Origin of the sequence: Pedobacter sp. Leaf170 (assembly GCF_920984665.1) — a bacterium.
In the GTDB taxonomy this organism is placed as follows: Bacteria; Bacteroidota; Bacteroidia; order Sphingobacteriales; family Sphingobacteriaceae; genus Pedobacter.
Genome location: NZ_CAKLBP010000002.1, coordinates 611496 through 629946, shown reverse-complemented (window position 1 = coordinate 629946; position 18451 = coordinate 611496). Strand labels below are relative to the sequence as shown.

The window sequence follows — 18451 nt, the reverse complement described above, 5'->3', positions numbered from 1 at the left end:
TTATTTCTGCTACAGCCCTATCGTTTTAATTAGTATTAAAATAGGACATATTTCGAGGGCGCAAAAGTACAAAAATAAATGCATTTTAGAAAACTTATTATTTGAGAGTATGGTGATACCCGCCCTAAGTAGCTGAAAAGCAAATATAATTACCAGCAGGAGAATGGCAATCCCGATGTATATGGCGCCATATTTCAAAGGCGATAAGGCAAATGCTACAACTAGAGGAATAAACAATAATGAAGCATTAAAATAACTTAAATATAATATAGAAATGTACTCTCCTACTGGTTTCTGCATGTTAAACAGAAAACCTAAGAATCTTAAAATCAAAAGTTTTAAGGCATAAAAAACAATAATTATCAGAGATATAGAGAAGAAAAATTTAAAACCATCCATTGCCTGATACATATTATAATACTGTGCAACGAGAAAGAAAAACATTCCTAAAATGAATCCGAATTGTATAAATAAAAGTAAAAAGGGCCAGGAACTAAATAAGTTATCTTCCTTATTGATGTTGTTTAAAATACGATTACTAAAAAAAGACTGTACTATTGCCGATAGTTGTTTTGAAAAAGCATTCTTCAAAATAGCAAACACAACTAACATGATAAATATAAAACCAAGAAGATAAACATTTCCTTTTGGTATAGATTTACCTAATTGGTATGGATTTTCCTTTTTCTTAAAATCTTTGTATTTAAGTTGCCAGGCACGTAAATCAAGGGTTGGAAACAGATATTCTTTTTGAACGCTATCAATTAAGGCATTTTTATTTATGGCACTATCTGCTAATACCCACGTATGGCGAATGATAGAATCCGTTACAAACTTTTGTTTTGCTAAAGTTGCAGAATCAACTCTATATCTTCTATAACTATATTTAGCTACTGAAACACTATCCTTTACGGGTGAAATTTGCTGTGCAAAGGCAAAATCTGCACAAAAAATTAATGTAAAAAGGATTAGAATGTGTTTAAGCATTTAATAGTAAGAGTTGTTGCTGCAAAAATAGCTGTTTAATCATTGTTTACCTAAAGAAAATAAATGGATTTATTATATGATGTATCTTTGCGCCAATGTCAGGTATATATATTCACATTCCATTCTGCAAAAAGGCTTGCAACTATTGCGATTTTCATTTTAGTACATCGCTAAAGTATGCCGATGAAATGGTTGAAAGTTTATGCAAAGAAATCAAATTTAAAAAAGATAGAATAAACGGACAGGTTGGAAGTATTTATATTGGTGGAGGAACACCTTCTATCCTATCTCAAGCGGCATTGCAAAAAATCTTTGATGCGATAAATCAAACTTATTCTGTTAGCGCTGATGCTGAAATTACTATCGAAACCAACCCTGATGATTTGACAGCTCAAAAGTTAAAGGAACTAAAACAGTTACCTGTAAATCGCTTTAGCGTTGGCGTTCAGTCATTTTTTAATGAGGATTTAGTTTGGATGAACCGGGCACATAACGCAGATGAAGCAGAAAATTGCATCAAAAGAAGTCAGGATGCAGGGTTTGAGAACCTAACATTAGATTTAATTTATGGTTTTCCGCTTTTAACTGATGATAAATGGGAAATAAACATTCAAAAAGCTATAGAGCTGAGTGTCCCTCACGTATCTGCATACGCTTTAACGGTTGAGCCTAGAACAGCCTTAGCGCATGCCATAAAAATGAAACAGCAAAGCCCGGTAAATGACAATCAAAGTGCATCGCAGTTTGTAATACTGATGGAAAAACTGAAAAATGCAGGTTTTGAGCATTATGAAATATCAAATTTTGCAAAACCCCATGCTTATGCCATTCATAATACCAATTATTGGAAAGGTGTAGATTATATTGGAATTGGCCCATCGGCACATGGTTTTGATGGCAGAAACCGATATATGAATCCGGCAAATAATGCTTTATACATAGAGCGCCTTCAAAGCAATAAACTACCAGAGGTTGTTGAAGAATTAAGTTTAAATGATAGATTTAACGAATACATAATGACTTCATTGAGGACAATTTGGGGAACCGACTTGCAAAAAATTGAAACAGATTTTGGTAAAGATTTTCTTGAAGAAACCAAGCATAATTTACGCCGTTTTGAAAATAAAGATTGGCTAAATATTGAAAATAACACCATAAAATTGAGCGAAAACGGAAAGCTTTTTGCTGATTATATTGCATCAGAATTATTTATAATTGAGAATGAGTGAAGTTTGAAGGATTGAATTTTTAATGTATCAATATCCAAATCTATGGATGCTCCAACTCATCACTTATTCATTCTATCAATCAATAATTTATAATTCAATCATTAACTTAAATAAAACCTATGTCTAAAATTGTATGGATTACAGGCGCTTCATCAGGCATTGGCGAAGCTTTAGTTTACGAATATTTTAAAGCCGGCCACAAGCTCATTATTTCTGCCCGAAACCGTGATGAATTATTTAGAGTTAAAGGAAACTGCCAAAATTCTTTTAATGTACATGTTTTACCTTTCGATTTAAGTGAAACCGAAATTTTAGAACAAAAGGCTGAAGATGCCATCAAAATTTTCGGAAAAATTGATCTGCTTATCAACTCCGGAGGTGTTAGTCAGCGGAGTTTGGCTTTAGAAACAAATACAGAAACGGAACAGCAAATTATGGCTACAAATTTTTGGGGTACAGCCGTTTTAAGTAAAAGTGTTGTTAAAAATATGATAGCAAACGGTGGCGGACAAATTGTTGTAGTAAGTAGCTTGGTTGGTAAATTTGGCACCAAATTACGTTCTGCATATTCGGCATCAAAACATGCATTACACGGCTATTTTGATTCTTTACGCTCAGAAGTTTATGATAAAAATATAGACATCACAATTGTTTGCCCCGGATTTATTAAAACAAATGTTTCTGTAAATGCGCTAACGGCAAGCGGCAAAACGCAAGGAACAATGGATGATGCACAAGCGAATGGAATGAGTGCAGAGGATTGTGCAAAAGAAATTGTAAAAGCAGTTTCGGCCAAAAAGGAAGAAGTTAACATTGGTGGTAAAGAAACCAAAGCAGTTTTACTTAAGCGCTTTTTCCCTAAAATATTTTCGAAAAAAGTTAGGGAGGCAAAAGTTACTTAACCCTTTGCAATAGCAACTTAAATATTAGCAAAAACCCGCGTAAAATAAACCGTATTGAGGCGGTATACTTTTTTGCCTTTGATTAAAATAAAAAGTTTCCTGAGCACTTTAATAAATAGTATTTCTAAGTTAAGTGTTGCGGCAAAAAAGATTTAGCGAAAAGGCGGACTAACATTCAAAAATACATCTTCAGTATCTTTCAAAATAAAAATAAAACCCTTCATTATCAATAATTTACATAAAGATTTCTACTTATTAAAATCCAAGCATCGGTATGCTATCGTAAATGGAATCAAATAACAAAAACTTAAAAATTAGAAATAATGAAAAAATTAATTTTATCTGCAATTGCTGTTGTTACAATGGCATTTACAAGTCAGGTTTACGCTCAAAAAAACCCAATGGTTGGTGGTGCAGCAATGTATGCAACTAAAGATATTGTTGATAACGCGGTAAACTCAAAAGACCACACAACTCTAGTTGCAGCGGTTAAAGCAGCAGGCTTGGTAGAAACTTTAAAAAGTGCCGGACCATTCACCGTATTTGCACCAACCAATGCAGCTTTTGATAAATTACCTGCAGGAACAGTTGATAATTTAGTTAAACCAGAAAACAAAGCTACACTTACAAAAATTTTAACTTACCATGTTGTTGCCGGTAAAATGAATAGTAAAGCAATTGCTGCAGCAATTAAAGCTGGTGGTGGTAAAGCAGAGCTTACTACTGTACAAGGCGGTAAACTTTGGGCTTGGATGGAAGGTAAAAAGCTTATTTTGAAAGATGAAAAAGGTGGAATGAGCACCGTAACTATTGCCGATGTTAATCAGAAAAATGGTGTTATCCACGTTGTTGACACTGTTTTGATGCCAAAATAATTCACGTCCTGATACTATAACTTAAACGTTTCTACTTAGGTAGAAGCGTTTTTTTGTGTTTATTAATCAGCATTAATGTTAATTGTCAGCCTTATTTCAGGTTTTTTAATATTTTACTATTGATGATGATTATGTACATAATTTTACTGCTCAATAGAATAATCAGCTGCGCTTAAACATTTGATTATTAAAATAGACAACAATGAATCCCAACATTTTAAAAATTCAGCAAAATATTGAGCCGTTAAGGCAGCAAATTATTAACCATAAAGTTTACAGCGAAATTAGTGAATTAGAAGATTTGCAAGTTTTTATGGAACACCATATTTACGCCGTATGGGATTTTATGTCGTTACTTAAATCGCTACAAATAAATTTAACCTGTACAACACTACCTTGGTTTCCGGTTGGCGATGCTGTTTCACGCCAGTTGATAAACGAGATTGTTGCAGGCGAAGAAAGCGATGTTGATGCAAATGGAAACATAAAAAGCCACTTTGAAATGTATATAGATGCGATGGAGCAGTGCGGTGCAAATATAAAATCGATAAAAAACTTCTTAACTTCTTTACAAAACGGGAGAGATTTTGATATGGCTTTTGAACTTGCACAGGTGCCAGCTGCAGCAAGAAATTTTGTGAAGGCAACTTTTGAAACCATTAACAACAATAAAGCACATTTGCAGGCGGCAAGTTTTACTTTTGGCAGAGAGGATTTAATACCAAATATGTTTTTTAGTATGGTTAACGATTTAAATAGTACAAAGCCAGAGCATGTTTCTACTTTTAAATATTACCTGGAGCGACATATTGAAGTAGATGGCGACCACCATAGCCACTTAGCATTATCTATGACGGAGAAACTTTGCGAGCAAAACGAAACTTTTTGGGCAGAAGCAGAACAAACTGCAAAACTGGCACTGCAAAGTCGTATTGATTTGTGGGATGCAGCATACAATGAAATAATTAAACAGAAAGTTGTGGCGTAACAATTAATTATTAAAAAATTGTTAAGATAGAAATAAGTGATTTTCGTCACAAATGAAGGTTCGTAACAAAATTATTAAATAAAATTCACACATTTGTTATTCGGTATAAACAGCCGATTTTAAGCCCATGAGTTTCATTTTAAAACCTGTAGATATTGTTGAGAATATCACACCAGAGGAATTTAAGAAGAATTATCTGAAAACTAAACGTCCTTTGGTAATTAGAGGCCTTACTAAAGATTGGCCCGCAAGAGAAAAATGGACAACTGAATATTTAAAGGAAATTGGGGGTGATTTAGAAGTGCCATTGTATGATAATTCTAAAGCCGATCCATCAAAACCTATCAATGCCGCCACGGCACACATGAAATTTGGCGATTACTTGGATTTGATAAAACGCGAACCTACAGAACTTCGCATTTTCTTTTTCAACTTGTTTAAAAAAGTACCAAGCTTAATTAACGATATAAAAATACCCAAAGATTTAATGGGAGGATTTATAGAAAGTATGCCTGCGATGTTTTTTGGTGGTTCAAACTCGGTAACGTTTTTACATTACGATATTGATTTACCTCATATTTTCCATACCCATTTTGGTGGTAGAAAACACATTATCCTTTTTGATTATAAATGGAAAGATAGATTATACTGCCTGCCAAATGCAACTTATGCCTTAGAAGATTACAAGGTAGATAATCCGGATTTTGAGAAATTCCCGGCTTTAAAAGGTGTAGAAGGCTACGAAGTATTTTTAGAGCATGGTGATACTTTATTTATGCCAACCGGTATGTGGCACTGGATGAAATATGTTGATGGCTCTTTCTCATTAAGCCTTCGTGCCTGGGATCAATCTATCTCTCGTAAAGTTGCAAGTGTGTGGAGTTTGTTTAGACATGGCGCCGTAGATAGCTTGATTAAAATGGCTTTTAAAGAGAAATATGCACATTGGAGAGAGAAAAAAGCTGTGGTTATTGCAGAAAATGCATTAGCAAAAGGAAAACCATAAAATAAAATACAATTTAAACCGTTTAATCGGTTTGGGGAAAGCAATTTCAGCGGGGCAGTCGATTATTCGATTGCCCCGTTTTTTTATTTTGGAAATTTTAACATTACGTGAGTTTGCTGTCATGATATTAAGTCGAATTGGTGCAATTCATAAACTTTTTTATCTTCGATAGATGGAAAACGAAATACTGACTGAAAAACAAAAAATGCTTGCCGGTAAAGCTTACCAAGCCGGTGGAACTGAATTAGCTCAAGAAAGATTAAAAGCCAGAGAAATTGTTCACGAGTTTAACAACCTGGCGCCAAAATTTATAAAGCAAAGAAAAGAGTTACTAAAGCGGTTATTTGGCAAAACAGAAAAAATGTTTTACGTAGAGCCACCATTTCGCTGCGATTATGGTTACAATATCGAAATTGGCGATAACTTTTATGCAAACTTTAACCTGGTGGTTTTAGATTGCGCTAAAGTTAGTATTGGCAATAGCGTTTTTATTGCTCCAAACGTTGCCATTTACACAGCCGGGCACCCTATACATGCACACTTACGCGATCAGGAATATGAATGGGCACAAGAAGTAACCATAGGCAACAGCGTTTGGATTGGTGGAAACGTGGTGATAAATCCTGGTGTTACCATTGGCTCGAACGTGGTTATCGGCTCAGGAAGTATTGTTACCCGTGATATACCCGATAATGTTTTCGCTGCCGGAAATCCTTGCCGCGTTATTCGCCATTTAACAGATGCTGATAAAGATTACTACTACAAAGATTTTAAATTAGGTGAATAAAGCTGTTTTAGATTAGCCCTGAGGGATGCAAAGTTTCAGAAGAATTGCAGAAGGTTGTTATTTAAACCTTATTGAAACGGCATCCTTTGAGCGTAGCGAAAAGATATAGTGTAAAGAAGGGCTGAAATTGCCAAAAGTGACAACATTGCTTTTCTAAAAAAATAGGCTATCTTCAAATATGGCTTTGAAAAACAATCAGCAATTTAAAACCGGTTTATACGCAGCTGTTGTGGTTTTTTTAGCTTATACCATGATTTTTGGTTTTCGGAAATCGTTTACGGTTGCAACTTTTGATGGTTTAACCATTGCGGGTTACGGCTACAAAACCGTGTTGGTTATTACGCAAATGCTTGGTTATTTGCTGGCCAAATTTTATGGCATAAAGTTTATTTCAGAATTAAAAAGAACCGGACGCGGCAAAATTATTATTGTGTTAACCGGTATCTCGTGGTTAAGCTGGCTGTTTTTTGCCATTACGCCAATTCCATACAACGTAATTTTTCTTTTTGTAAACGGTTTTCCGTTAGGTATGCTTTGGGGCGTTGTATTTTCTTATGTTGAGGGTAGGCGAAGTACCGATTTTATAGGCGCAACCTTAGCCGTGAGTTTTATTTTTGCATCTGGTTTTGTAAAATCTGTTGGCTTGTGGCTAAGCTTAAGCTTTAATATTTCTGAATTTTTGATACCCTTTTACACGGGTTTGGTTTTTGCGATGCCGCTAATGTTCTTTATCTATCTGATGGAAAAAATTCCACCACCTGATGCTGAAGACATAAAACACAGGGCAGAACGCATTCCAATGACCAGCGCCGATAGAAAGTTATTTATTAAAGATTTTTTCTGGGGATTACTGGCCTGCGTAATTATTTATTGTTTCGCTACCATTTTTAGAGATATCAGAGATAATTTCAGCGCCGAAATGTGGAAAGAGATGGGCTTTTTTAATCAGCCTTCCATATTCGCCAAAACTGAAACACCAATAACATTAATTGTTTTGATATTAATTGGCAGCATGGTGCTGATTAAAAACAACTTTAAGGCTTTACAGTTGGCGCATTACTTTATTTTAATTGGGTTTTTATTCGCTGGTACTTTTAGTTTACTTTTTAAAGCCCAAATGTTGCCGCCAATTTGGTGGATGACACTAACCGGATTGGGGCTTTACATGGTTTACATACCTTTTAATGCGGTATTTTTTGATAGATTGATTTCTACTTTTAAGTACACCAGCAACGTAGGATTTTTAATTTACATTGCCGATTCTTTCGGTTACGTAGGCAGTATAGGTGTTTTATTCAGCAAAGAAATTCTGAAAGTAAAATTAAACTGGGTAACGTTTTTCTCCAATAGCGTAATTATTTTATCGGTAATTGGAATTTTACTTACTATTTTTTCGCTTCAATACTTTAAATCGAAGTTTAAAAAAATCAAGGCAGTTGCTTAGCTCGAGTGGTCTACAAAAATTTTCCACTCTCCATTAAGCTTTTTAAAAAGTAGCGTAAAATAACCTTGAGGTTCATCTTTTTCTCGTTTCAAATACCAGCTACCTAAAACAAATGCCACATCTTTATTTAAAAAATCTACTTTTTTAATGCCAAAAGTTAACTGGCCCATCCCTTCTTTGCCTTGATAAGTTTTTCGGTAATTATCTAAAGTTTTTTGCCAGCCATAAGTTGATCCGCTGCTACCAACAAAAAGCAGGCTATCACTTTTTACATAACCCTGCATAAAAGTTTCAAGGTCGCCTTTGTTCCAGGCCAATCGTTGGGTTTCTAAAACTTTTAAAATGGCCGTTTTGTCTTTTGGCGTTTGCGCCTGGGCAAACAAAGAAATTGATAACAGGAAGAGAATGATTCGAATACGCATGATTGTAAATTAAAAAATAAATATGCGTTTTATTTCATTTAAAAGCTATAGAAATTTGTTTCTTTATACAAAGTAATATCTATGAGCAAAACAGTAACATCTATTGGTGAAATTTTATGGGATGTTTTCCCGGAAAGAAGAAATGCAGGTGGTTCTTCGATGAATGTAGCTTTAAATTTGCATAAACAAGGCATTGAAAGCAAATTTATAAGTGCCATCGGTAAAGATCAACTTGGGGAAGAACTAATAAATTTTTTAAGTAATCAGCACTTTCCAACAGATTTAATTCAAACCAGTAATTTGCCAACCAGTACCGTAGAAGTTAAACTTGATGAAACGCAACAAGCCACTTATAATATTGTAAAACCAGTGGCCTGGGATGCCATTCAACTTACCTTTGATGTATTGAACGCAGTGCAAAATGCTGATGCTTTTGTTTACTGTAGCTTAACCTGCCGGGATGAAACATCAAGAAAAACGGTACTTTCATTGCTGGAGGTTGCTAAAACAAAAATATTCGATATTAACCTGCGGGCACCATTTTTTGAAAAGGAACTGATTGGACAATTATTAACCAAAGCAGATATTTTAAAAATAAACGAAGAGGAAATTGTTTGGGTAAAAGAAGCTTTTGGCTTAACAGGCAATTCAAACGAACAGCTACTGAAACAGCTGGCATCTACTTTTAGCATCGAAATTATTTGCCTTACGCTTGGCGATAAAGGCGCATGCGTTTTAAAAGATGGTAAATTATTTAAGCATGCCGGCTACAAAGTTAAGGTGGCAGATACAGTTGGTGCAGGCGATGCATTTTTAGCAACTTTTGTAGCGTGTTACCTGCAAGCCTACCCAATGGAAACAATTTTAGATAATGCTTGTAAAGTTGGTGCTTTCGTGGCATCGCAGCCTGGTGCAAACCCAGAGTACAATAAAAAGATTTACCACATGGCTTTAGGTTAGCCACAGATTTTTTGCTACAAAACTCAGTCTAATACAGAAAGTAAAACCGAACCAATTTGCAATCTCCATTATTACTGTATTCTGATTTAATACGCTGGGTTTTGCGTTAGGGATTGCCTGCCTTCGGTAGGCAGGAAAGGTTTAGTACCGATTTTTCATCGGTACCGCAGCGAAGCGAAGCCCTGGAAAGCCCGACCCTTTCCCGGTTTTTCATCGGCATTGGGGAACGTCCTTATTATTTTGAATTTTCTCCATAACCAATTTCTGCTATGACTCATAACTAAATTATGACACCACGCTTAAATTAATACACGTTGAAACTTTTACCTTTAGTAATCTGTTACTAAAAGCACATGAGAGGTTTCCGTTTTTCTGATTATAAGCCTGGCGAAACGCCAAAAGGTGGGTTTGAGGAGTTGCTTAAATTATTTAGCGAATTGCTAAATTATACTGCCGGTGATGCCGCTGAGGCACTAAGCTGGCTAAATGAACTTGATAAACAATATAAATTAACAAACAATGATTACGGCATCGGGAATTTTATCGATGACCTGAAAGATAAGGGTTATTTAACTGAGGATAATCAATCTGGTGAATTTAAAATTACAGCCAAAACCGAACAAACCATTCGAAAATCTGCTTTAGATGAGATTTTTGGAAAACTTAAAAAGTCTGGTCGCGGTAACCACAATAGCAACCAAAGCGGCATAGGCGAGGAAAAAAATGCTGATAGAAGAGAGTATAATTTTGGCGACAGTTTAGACCAGATTGATATGACGGCTTCTATCCAAAATGCACAAATTAATCATGGTATTGGCGATTTCACTTTAACAGACAGAGATTTAGAAGTTGAAGAAAAGGATTTTAAAACGCTAACATCTACCGTGTTGATGATTGATATCTCGCATTCGATGATTTTGTATGGCGAAGATAGAATTACACCTGCAAAAAAAGTGGCTATGGCTTTAGCCGAGCTGATTAAAACCAAATACCCAAAAGATACTTTGGATATTGTTGTTTTTGGTAATGATGCCTGGCCAATAACCGTTAAAGATTTGCCCTATCTGCAAGTTGGCCCGTACCATACCAATACCTTTGCAGGTTTAGAACTGGCAACAGATTTACTTCGCCGGCGAAAAACGCACAACAAACAAATTTTCATGATTACAGACGGAAAACCAACCTGTTTAAAAGAAAATGGTAAATATTACAAAAATAGTATGGGTTTGGATAGAAAGGTAATTAACAAAACCTTGAATATGGCCGCTCAATGCAAGCGTTTAAAAATCCCAATTACAACCTTTATGATTGCAAAAGACCCTTATCTGCAACAATTTGTTCGTCAGTTTACCGAAATAAACGGCGGCAGGGCTTTTTATAGTTCACTTAACGGATTAGGTGAATACATTTTTGAAGATTATATTAAAAACAGAAGGAAAACGGTTAAATAAGTTAAAGGTTGAAAGTTAAAGGGTTTAAATGTCTAACCTTTTAACACATAGCCCATAACACGCAACACAATTATATGCAAAACACAACTTTAGGCCAGTTAAAGGCAACAAATTATAAATCAAGAAGCGTTAAAGAAGAACTCAGAGAAAATCTGATTAAAGTTCTGAAAGATAAAAAAACTGAATTTGAAGGCATTATCGGTTATGATGAAACCGTAATCCCCGAATTGCAAACGGCCATACTATCTCGCCACAATATTTTACTTTTAGGTTTACGCGGACAAGCAAAAACGCGTATTGCCCGTTTAATGGTAAATTTATTAGATGAGTATGTACCTTATGTTGCAGGAAGCGAAATTTTCGATGATCCGTTGAATCCAATTTCGTGGTATGCAAAAAATGAAATTGCAACCAAAGGTGATGAAACCGAAATTGCGTGGCTGCACAGAAGCGAAAGATATACTGAAAAATTGGCTACGCCAGATGTAACCGTTGCCGATTTAATTGGGGATGTTGACCCGATAAAAGCCGCTACCTTGAAGTTAACGTATAACGATGAGCGAGTTATCCATTTCGGATTAATTCCACGTGCACACCGAAGCATTTTTGTTATTAATGAATTGCCAGATTTGCAAGCCCGTATTCAGGTTGCTTTGTTTAACATGTTGCAAGAAAAGGATATTCAAATCCGTGGATTTAAGCTACGCTTACCATTGGATATTCAATTCGTTTTTACGGCAAACCCAGAAGATTACACCAACCGTGGCAGCATTGTAACGCCATTGAAAGATAGAATTGAAAGTCAGATTTTAACGCATTACCCAAAAAGCATCGAGGTTTCTCGTAAAATTACTTTTCAGGAAGCTAAGCTTACAAAAGAGCAAAAAGAAAATATTGAAGCAGATGGTTTACTTAAAGATTTAGTAGAACAGATTGCTTTCGAGGCTCGTAAAAGTGAATATATCGATCAAAAATCTGGTGTTTCTGCAAGGCTAACCATTTCGGCTTACGAGAATTTAATCAGCACTGCTGAACGTAGAATGTTAATCTCTGGAGAGAAAAACACTTTTGTTCGTTTATCAGATTTAGCTGGAATTATCCCGGCAATAACCGGTAAGATAGAATTAGTTTACGAGGGCGAATTGGAAGGTCCGGCACATGTGGCTACCACATTGATTGGAAAGGCAGTAAAAACCATGTTTGCCCGCTATTTTCCAGATCCGGAAAAAGCCAAGAAAACAAAAACAGGCAACCCATATACCGAAATTACTGAATGGTTTACCGATGGAAACAACGTTGATTTAACTGATGTTTTAAGCAACAATCAATACAAAAAAGCTTTGATGTTGGTACCCGGACTTTATGACTTAGTTAAAAAATTCCATCCAAAATTAAGTGAAAACCAGACATTACTTTTAATGGAATTTGTATTGCATGGTTTGGCAGAATATTCGCAGTTAAGCAAAAACTTTCTTAACGGAGGTTTTGGGTTCTCAGATATGTTCGGCAGTTTATTCAACGCTGAATTTGACGAGGAAGAAGACGAAGACGATTTCAGATAATAATTAATTATGCATTGTTAGCTTTGAAAAATATTTCTTTAATGGGGAGAGATTTTTCAAAGCTTTTTAATTTAACCCGATAACCCAACATGGGCAGATTACCTTTTATAATTGCAGCTTGCATTCTAATTACAGTTTTTGATATTTACTGCTACCGGGCAATTGTTGCGGTTTTCAAAAATTGGAAACCATCAACTAAAAAAATATTTGGAATTTTATATTGGAGCTTTAGCATTTTATTAATTGCCGGCGTTTTCGCTGGAATATACCTTAATTTATTTTTAACACTGAGAGCAGTTATTTTAGTTGCTTTCTTTTTAACCGTAGCCTGTAAATTGGCTATGCTTCCTTTTTTAATTTTTGATGATGTTAGAAGATTATTCATCAAAATATTCCCTAAGAAACAAATAATTGCAGACCAGCCTATCAGCGAGGCTGAGCCTATTTCACGTTCAGAATTTTTAGTAAAAGCTGGTCTGGTCGCGGCTGCAGTTCCACTAACATCATTAAGCTGGGGCATTATTTCTGGCGCTTATGATTATCAGGTAAGAAGGGTAAACTTAATCTTACCCAATCTTCCAAAAGCATTTGATGGTATAACGATGGCACAAATTTCAGACATTCACTCTGGCAGTTTTTATAATAAAACAGCAGTTAAAGGTGGTGTAGAAATGTTATTAGCCGAAAAGCCAGATTTTGTTTTTTTTACCGGAGATTTGGTTAACAACTTAACCAATGAGGTTAAAGAATATCAAGATATTTTCGCAAAAGTTAAAGCGCCTTTAGGTGTTTACTCAACGCTTGGTAATCATGATTATGGCGACTATTATTTCGGTAAAGAATCATCACCGGCCAAAGTAAAAAACCTGAAAGATATTATTGATGTCCACAAAATAATGGGTTACGATTTATTGATGAACGAAAATCGTCGCTTAAAAGTAGATGGTGAAGAAATTGGGATTTTAGGCATAGAAAACTGGGGAATGGGTCGTTTTCCTAAATATGGTAAGATGGAACTTGCTGTAGAAAATACAGATGATTTACCGGTTAAACTTCTGCTAAGTCACGATCCGTCTCATTGGCGTGGCGAAGTTTTACAAAAATATCCTCAAATAGATGCAATGTTTAGCGGGCACACCCATGGAATGCAATTTGGTGTTCGCTTAAAAGAATATCAATGGAGCCCGGTTCAATATATTTATAAAGAATGGGCAGGTTTATATCGCGAGCAACAACAACAGCTTTATGTTAATGTTGGTTATGGCTTTTTAGGTTATCCGGGCAGAGTTGGCGTTTTGCCAGAGATTACGCTTTTCACGCTAAAAAGAGCTTAAAGAAGATTAGAAATTCCTGTAGTTGTAAGGCACGAAGCAATCTAAAAGAAGAGAGATTGCTTCATGCTTTGCAATGATGAAAGGAGAAACCTACCCTGCATTAAAGCGATAGCCAACACCACGCACTGTTTGCAACAACTGCGGATTATCAGGATTTAATTCTATTTTCTTACGTAAACGTACGATATGCATATCAAGTGTACGTGTATTTACGTCGGAGTTGTAACCCCAAACTACAAGCATTAACTCATCTCTGTTTATTACCTTACCAGGATTGCGTAAAAAGTAAAGCAAAATACGATTCTCTAAAATGGTAAGCTCTATCTTTTTTCCATCTCTAAATAAAGTATGGATATTTGGATGATGCTCCATGCTGCCAAAACGATGAATTTCTGCCGAATCTTTATTAACGATGAATTTAACTTTGCTTTCCAGCATGGCAACCAAAACATCCATATTAAAAGGCTTCGTAATGTAATCTGATGCACCAAAATTATAAGCATCAATCTTATCTACATCCTGCGCTTTGGCGGTCATCATAATAATGAGATTTTCAAAACCTTGCTTACGCACCGATTCACAAACTTCAGCACCTTGTTTACCAGGCATCATCCAATCTAATAAAACAATATCAGGTTGGTCTGCTAAAATCATGCGTTCACCAGCTTCGCCATCGTTTGCTTCAAGAACGTTATAGCCTTCGGCCTTTAAGCGATGTGCCACAAGAAAACGAAGGTTTTCATCATCCTCTACAATTAATATTTTTACTTCTTTAGACATTTATGTGTGTTTAGGGTTGTAATATTAAAGTGTTGAAAGGTTAAATTTTGTAAACGCAAATTAATCATTCTAACATTACAATATTTCAATTTTTAAATCTATTTAGCGCATTAAAAATAAGCAAATTTTAAGGGGCATGCTAAGCATTACAGCTTTAAAAACATATTAAGTATTATAAGGCAGTACAATTTTAAATTCGGTACCAATGCCAACCTTGCTTTTAACAGTAATTTCGCCAAGCATAAAGTTAACCAGTTCTTTGCAAAATGCCAAACCTAAGCCAACGCTTCCCATTTGGTTATATTCGTTTTGAATACGGAAAAACTTTTTAAATATATTATTTAATTCTGATGATGGAATGCCGATACCTTTATCTGCAAAACGAAATACCAAAACACCTTTAATCAGCTTTGCGCTAATATGCAATTTCTTGTTATCCGGTTTAGAATATTTGTAGGCATTTTCTGCTAAATTATCGAATAAACTACCCAATAAAACCGGATCGGTTATAAATGTTCTAAAGCCTACAATTTCATACGTAATATCAAAATCAGGATGTTTTAGCGTATGAGATTCAATCGTACTCTCTATAAAATCCTTTATATTAACTTCCTCCTGGTTAAGTTTAATGGCTTTGTTTTCAATTTGCGTAAAAGCAAGCAATTTATTCATCAAACCATTTAATTTATCAGCCTCTTCATCTAAAATTTTGCCGTAAAGATGCTGCTCTTTCTGGCTTAATGATGTTGCACTTTTAATGTTGTTACCAGCAATTTTAATTACGCTAACAGGCGTTTTAAATTCATGGGTAAGGTTGTTTACAAAATCGTATTGCAGTTTAAACATTTTACTGTTGATGTTTAAGTTTCTATATATTAAAAACGCAACAAGTAACAATACGCCATAAACCAAAAGCAAAACCAGGGCAATTGGTAAAAAGTAAATAAAAATTTCTTTTTTAATATATGATTTTGAGGATGTGAAATAGAGCTTAAAATCTGAGAAAGCACCCGGCAATGCAATTTCTGTGTTAATATTTTCGTCTGAGTTATCTATCGGATCATAAGTTAATGGCTCTACTTTAATGCTTTGATATAAAAGTGGACGCGTATTAATCACTTTTATTTTGTAAGGATTCAATTGAAAAACCAACATATCTTGTTGATAAATTGGTGCCGGATCTAGCTTACGCTGAAGCATGGCCTTATACATTTTTAAATCTTCCTGCCGAGGAATGTTTAGGTAAGTTATTTTGTTAGATAAAACAACAGAAAAATTGGTAAACAGCTCTTCCTGAGAGGGCACCGATGCGGTATCCAGCTGATCGATAAAACGTACAAGCTTTAAAGCCATTCCATTAAAATCATCATTAACTTTAAAAGAACGGGTATCTTCTTCAGAAAACAACTTAATCGAATCGGGCTTAACACTTTTTCCGAATTGAAAAATAGATTTTGGTCCGATGGAGAAATGCCCGGCGTTCATGCCATCCTTTACAGGCGTATTTTTAACCTCCGAATCGTAAAAAGTAACTTTAGAAACAAAAGGATATTTTACGGTTATCGTATCTACAAATTTGGATGCGGTTGCAGAATCTAAAAAGCCATTGTAGTACGAAACTTCAGGAATTTTATTCTGAAAAAACTCATTGTATGGTTGTATACTCTGCTCTAAAACATTAACCTTCTCTGATACGAATTCATTCTCGATAGATTTTTTACTGTAATTAAAAGCTAAAAAAAGCGAAAGGATGAATAAAATTGAGATGAGCACGATGAAAGTGACACTCAATGAGAAATTTTTACGATAACCACTTTTCTTTTCCAAGGACATAACCTACTTCTTAATCAGGTTTACCTGTAAAAATTCTTCTAAAGATTTATATAATGCCGTTCTGCCTTGCTGCCTTAAAACCGGATTAGGCCCCTCCTCTTTCTCGATATACGTTACAGATACATTACGTTTTTTAAGCTCTTTTACAAACTGAACACCTTGCGCAACGTTTACTCGTGGGTCTTTAGGGTTTTGTGCAATAAACACAGGCGCTTTAAATCTATCAGCATGAAAAACAGGCGAAGCGAAACGAATGTAATCGGTATCAGTTTCAGGGTTTCCAAATATTTCGTAATACATCTGCAAATTCGACTTAAGGAATGGCGGTATTGTAGTTAAGTAGCTAAATAAACTAATTACGCCAGAGTTAGCACCTCCGCAACTATAAATATCAGGATTTTTATACAAACAATTTAATGCAATAAATCCGCCTAAACCATTACCATAAATGGCAATTTTTTTAGGGTTAGCAATTTTTTGGTCAATAAGCCACCTCACCCCATCATTTACATCATCCTGAATTTTATCGCTCCATTGTTTAAAACCGGCGGCGTAAAATGATTTGCCATAACCAGCCGAGCCGCGATAGTTAACCTGTAAAACAGCATAACCTCTGTTTGCAAAAAACTGAACATCGGCATTATAACCCCAGGTATTTCTGCCTCCGGGTCCGTTGTGTGGTAAAACCACTACAGGTAAATTTGTTGGTTTTTTGTTTTTCGGTAAAGTTAGGTAGCCATTTATGGTTAAGCCATCTTTAGTTTTATAGTTAATTGGCTTCATCTCACTCATTTCCTCCTCTTTAATTGAAGGGTTAATATCAGCCAGTTTCTTAATTTTATTCTGATTAACTACATACAAATAATATGAACCCGGATTTCTATCCGTATAAGTTCTAACCACAAAAACATTATCATTTTTATCTTTATCCATAATGCGCCATTCTGCACCCGGTAGAAGCTGGTCAATTTTCGAGTAGGTAGTTTTGGTGCTGTCGTCTAAGTAATACTTTTCCTTCTTCCACGATTCACAGGTAACGAACATCATTTTCTTCTTCGCTTTGGAGTATTTCGCATCAATAACGTTCAAAGTATCATTACCAAATAAAACCTGTTTCTCTTTACCGGTTTTTAAATCCAAAACTACCAAAGCATTTTTATCTCTATTTACATTAGAAATGGCATAAAGCACATCGGCTTCACTCTCAGAAAAGGCAACAGGTTGTAACGTAGTTTGAAAATTATTGGATGTTACGGCTTTAAATGGTTGGCGCTCATTCTCGCGATATAAAAGCGTTTCGTTTACACCATCACTTGCTACAGCAATTTTTAAGATGCCCTTATTATCTGTTACCCATTCGGTGATGTTGCCAGGGTTTTTCGCCGCAATTTCCATGTTACCCGTACGAACATTTAAACGGTAAACATCAAAAACGGTAGAATCGCGTTTGTTAGAAGCTACAATAATATATTTATCATCAATAAGTTGATCTTCTATTACGCGAAGGCGGTTTTTCTCGTTCGAGCTCAGTTGCTTTTGCTTGCTGCCATCTTTACTTACTACAAATAAATCTGATTTTCGCTCTTTAGATTCATCCTCGGTATAATAAATCAACTCGTTATTACTGGTCCAAAAATAAAAACTGATGCTTTTTTCTTTTAGATGCGTTAGCTGTTTTACCGTTCCGGCTTCAATGTCTTCTACAAAAAGATCTAATTTTTTATCCTGAAGTTTAAGATAAGAAAGGCTTTTGCCATCGGGCGATACATGATAATAAGCTTTATCCTGCGTTCTGAAAAAATTATCTACAGGAATAGTATCCTCTTTTTTGGTGCCTTTGCAGGCCCAAATAAAAGCTACTAAAACCAATAAAATAATTCTTTTCACCATA

Annotated in this window: 16 protein-coding genes; 11 read left to right on the top strand and 5 right to left on the bottom strand. The window is 35.3% G+C overall.

Translation table 11 applies throughout. The features are described from left to right. Window positions 1–9: 9 nt before the first annotated feature. Complete coding sequence (locus tag LUA90_RS07755; RefSeq protein WP_231459019.1) at window positions 10–987, bottom strand: DUF4271 domain-containing protein; 978 nt, start codon at window positions 985–987, stop codon at window positions 10–12. Window positions 988–1082: 95 nt separating this feature from the next. Here LUA90_RS07755 and hemW point away from each other — a divergent pair, with 95 nt between their 5' ends. The 7 genes from hemW (at window position 1083) to LUA90_RS07720 (ending at window position 8218) form a co-directional block, all read left to right on the top strand. After that, window positions 1083–2216 carry a radical SAM family heme chaperone HemW gene (gene hemW / locus LUA90_RS07750; protein ID WP_231459018.1) on the top strand — a complete coding sequence of 378 codons (1134 nt, stop codon included), beginning with the start codon at window positions 1083–1085 and terminating at the stop codon, window positions 2214–2216. Between the two features lie 119 nt (window positions 2217–2335). Continuing rightward, on the top strand, window positions 2336–3118 hold the full coding sequence (locus LUA90_RS07745; RefSeq protein ID WP_231459017.1) for an SDR family oxidoreductase: 783 nt from the start codon (window positions 2336–2338) through the stop codon (window positions 3116–3118). A gap of 323 nt (window positions 3119–3441) precedes the next feature. After that, window positions 3442–3993 carry a fasciclin domain-containing protein gene (locus LUA90_RS07740; RefSeq protein WP_231459016.1) on the top strand — a complete coding sequence of 184 codons (552 nt, stop codon included), beginning with the start codon at window positions 3442–3444 and terminating at the stop codon, window positions 3991–3993. Window positions 3994–4195: 202 nt separating this feature from the next. Beyond that, on the top strand, window positions 4196–4981 hold the full coding sequence (locus tag LUA90_RS07735) for a DUF3050 domain-containing protein (RefSeq protein ID WP_231459015.1): 786 nt from the start codon (window positions 4196–4198) through the stop codon (window positions 4979–4981). A 127-nt stretch (window positions 4982–5108) separates the two neighbouring features. Continuing rightward, window positions 5109–5987, top strand: a complete 879-nt coding sequence (locus tag LUA90_RS07730; RefSeq protein ID WP_231459014.1) for a cupin-like domain-containing protein — start codon at window positions 5109–5111, stop codon at window positions 5985–5987. Window positions 5988–6159: 172 nt separating this feature from the next. Continuing rightward, a complete protein-coding gene (locus tag LUA90_RS07725; RefSeq protein ID WP_231459013.1) occupies window positions 6160–6774 on the top strand; it encodes a sugar O-acetyltransferase in 615 nt (204 codons plus the stop codon). 178 nt (window positions 6775–6952) lie between these two features. Then, window positions 6953–8218: a DUF5690 family protein gene (locus LUA90_RS07720; protein ID WP_231459012.1), complete on the top strand. Its 1266-nt coding sequence runs from the start codon at window positions 6953–6955 to the stop codon at window positions 8216–8218. On the opposite strand, the gene LUA90_RS07715 is transcribed toward LUA90_RS07720, so the two are convergent. Then, complete coding sequence (locus LUA90_RS07715; RefSeq protein WP_231459011.1) at window positions 8215–8640, bottom strand: DUF4440 domain-containing protein; 426 nt, start codon at window positions 8638–8640, stop codon at window positions 8215–8217. The genes LUA90_RS07720 and LUA90_RS07715 overlap by 4 nt on opposite strands. 81 nt (window positions 8641–8721) lie before the next feature. Here LUA90_RS07715 and LUA90_RS07710 point away from each other — a divergent pair, with 81 nt between their 5' ends. From LUA90_RS07710 to LUA90_RS07695, 4 genes are all read left to right on the top strand, one after another. Continuing rightward, window positions 8722–9600, top strand: coding sequence for a carbohydrate kinase (locus LUA90_RS07710; protein ID WP_231459010.1), 879 nt, complete (start codon window positions 8722–8724; stop codon window positions 9598–9600). A gap of 353 nt (window positions 9601–9953) precedes the next feature. After that, window positions 9954–11051: a VWA domain-containing protein gene (locus LUA90_RS07705; RefSeq protein WP_231459009.1), complete on the top strand. Its 1098-nt coding sequence runs from the start codon at window positions 9954–9956 to the stop codon at window positions 11049–11051. Window positions 11052–11125: 74 nt separating this feature from the next. Next, window positions 11126–12613: a sigma 54-interacting transcriptional regulator gene (locus tag LUA90_RS07700; RefSeq protein ID WP_231490687.1), complete on the top strand. Its 1488-nt coding sequence runs from the start codon at window positions 11126–11128 to the stop codon at window positions 12611–12613. Window positions 12614–12702: 89 nt separating this feature from the next. Continuing rightward, complete coding sequence (locus LUA90_RS07695; protein WP_231459007.1) at window positions 12703–13947, top strand: metallophosphoesterase; 1245 nt, start codon at window positions 12703–12705, stop codon at window positions 13945–13947. Window positions 13948–14037: 90 nt separating this feature from the next. On the opposite strand, the gene LUA90_RS07690 is transcribed toward LUA90_RS07695, so the two are convergent. From LUA90_RS07690 to LUA90_RS07680, 3 genes are all read right to left on the bottom strand, one after another. Further along, window positions 14038–14727: a response regulator transcription factor gene (locus tag LUA90_RS07690; RefSeq protein WP_231459006.1), complete on the bottom strand. Its 690-nt coding sequence runs from the start codon at window positions 14725–14727 to the stop codon at window positions 14038–14040. A gap of 165 nt (window positions 14728–14892) precedes the next feature. Continuing rightward, window positions 14893–16560, bottom strand: coding sequence for a sensor histidine kinase KdpD (locus LUA90_RS07685; RefSeq protein WP_231459005.1), 1668 nt, complete (start codon window positions 16558–16560; stop codon window positions 14893–14895). 3 nt (window positions 16561–16563) lie between these two features. Then, complete coding sequence (locus tag LUA90_RS07680; RefSeq protein WP_231459004.1) at window positions 16564–18450, bottom strand: prolyl oligopeptidase family serine peptidase; 1887 nt, start codon at window positions 18448–18450, stop codon at window positions 16564–16566. Between the last annotated feature and the right edge of the window lies 1 nt (window position 18451).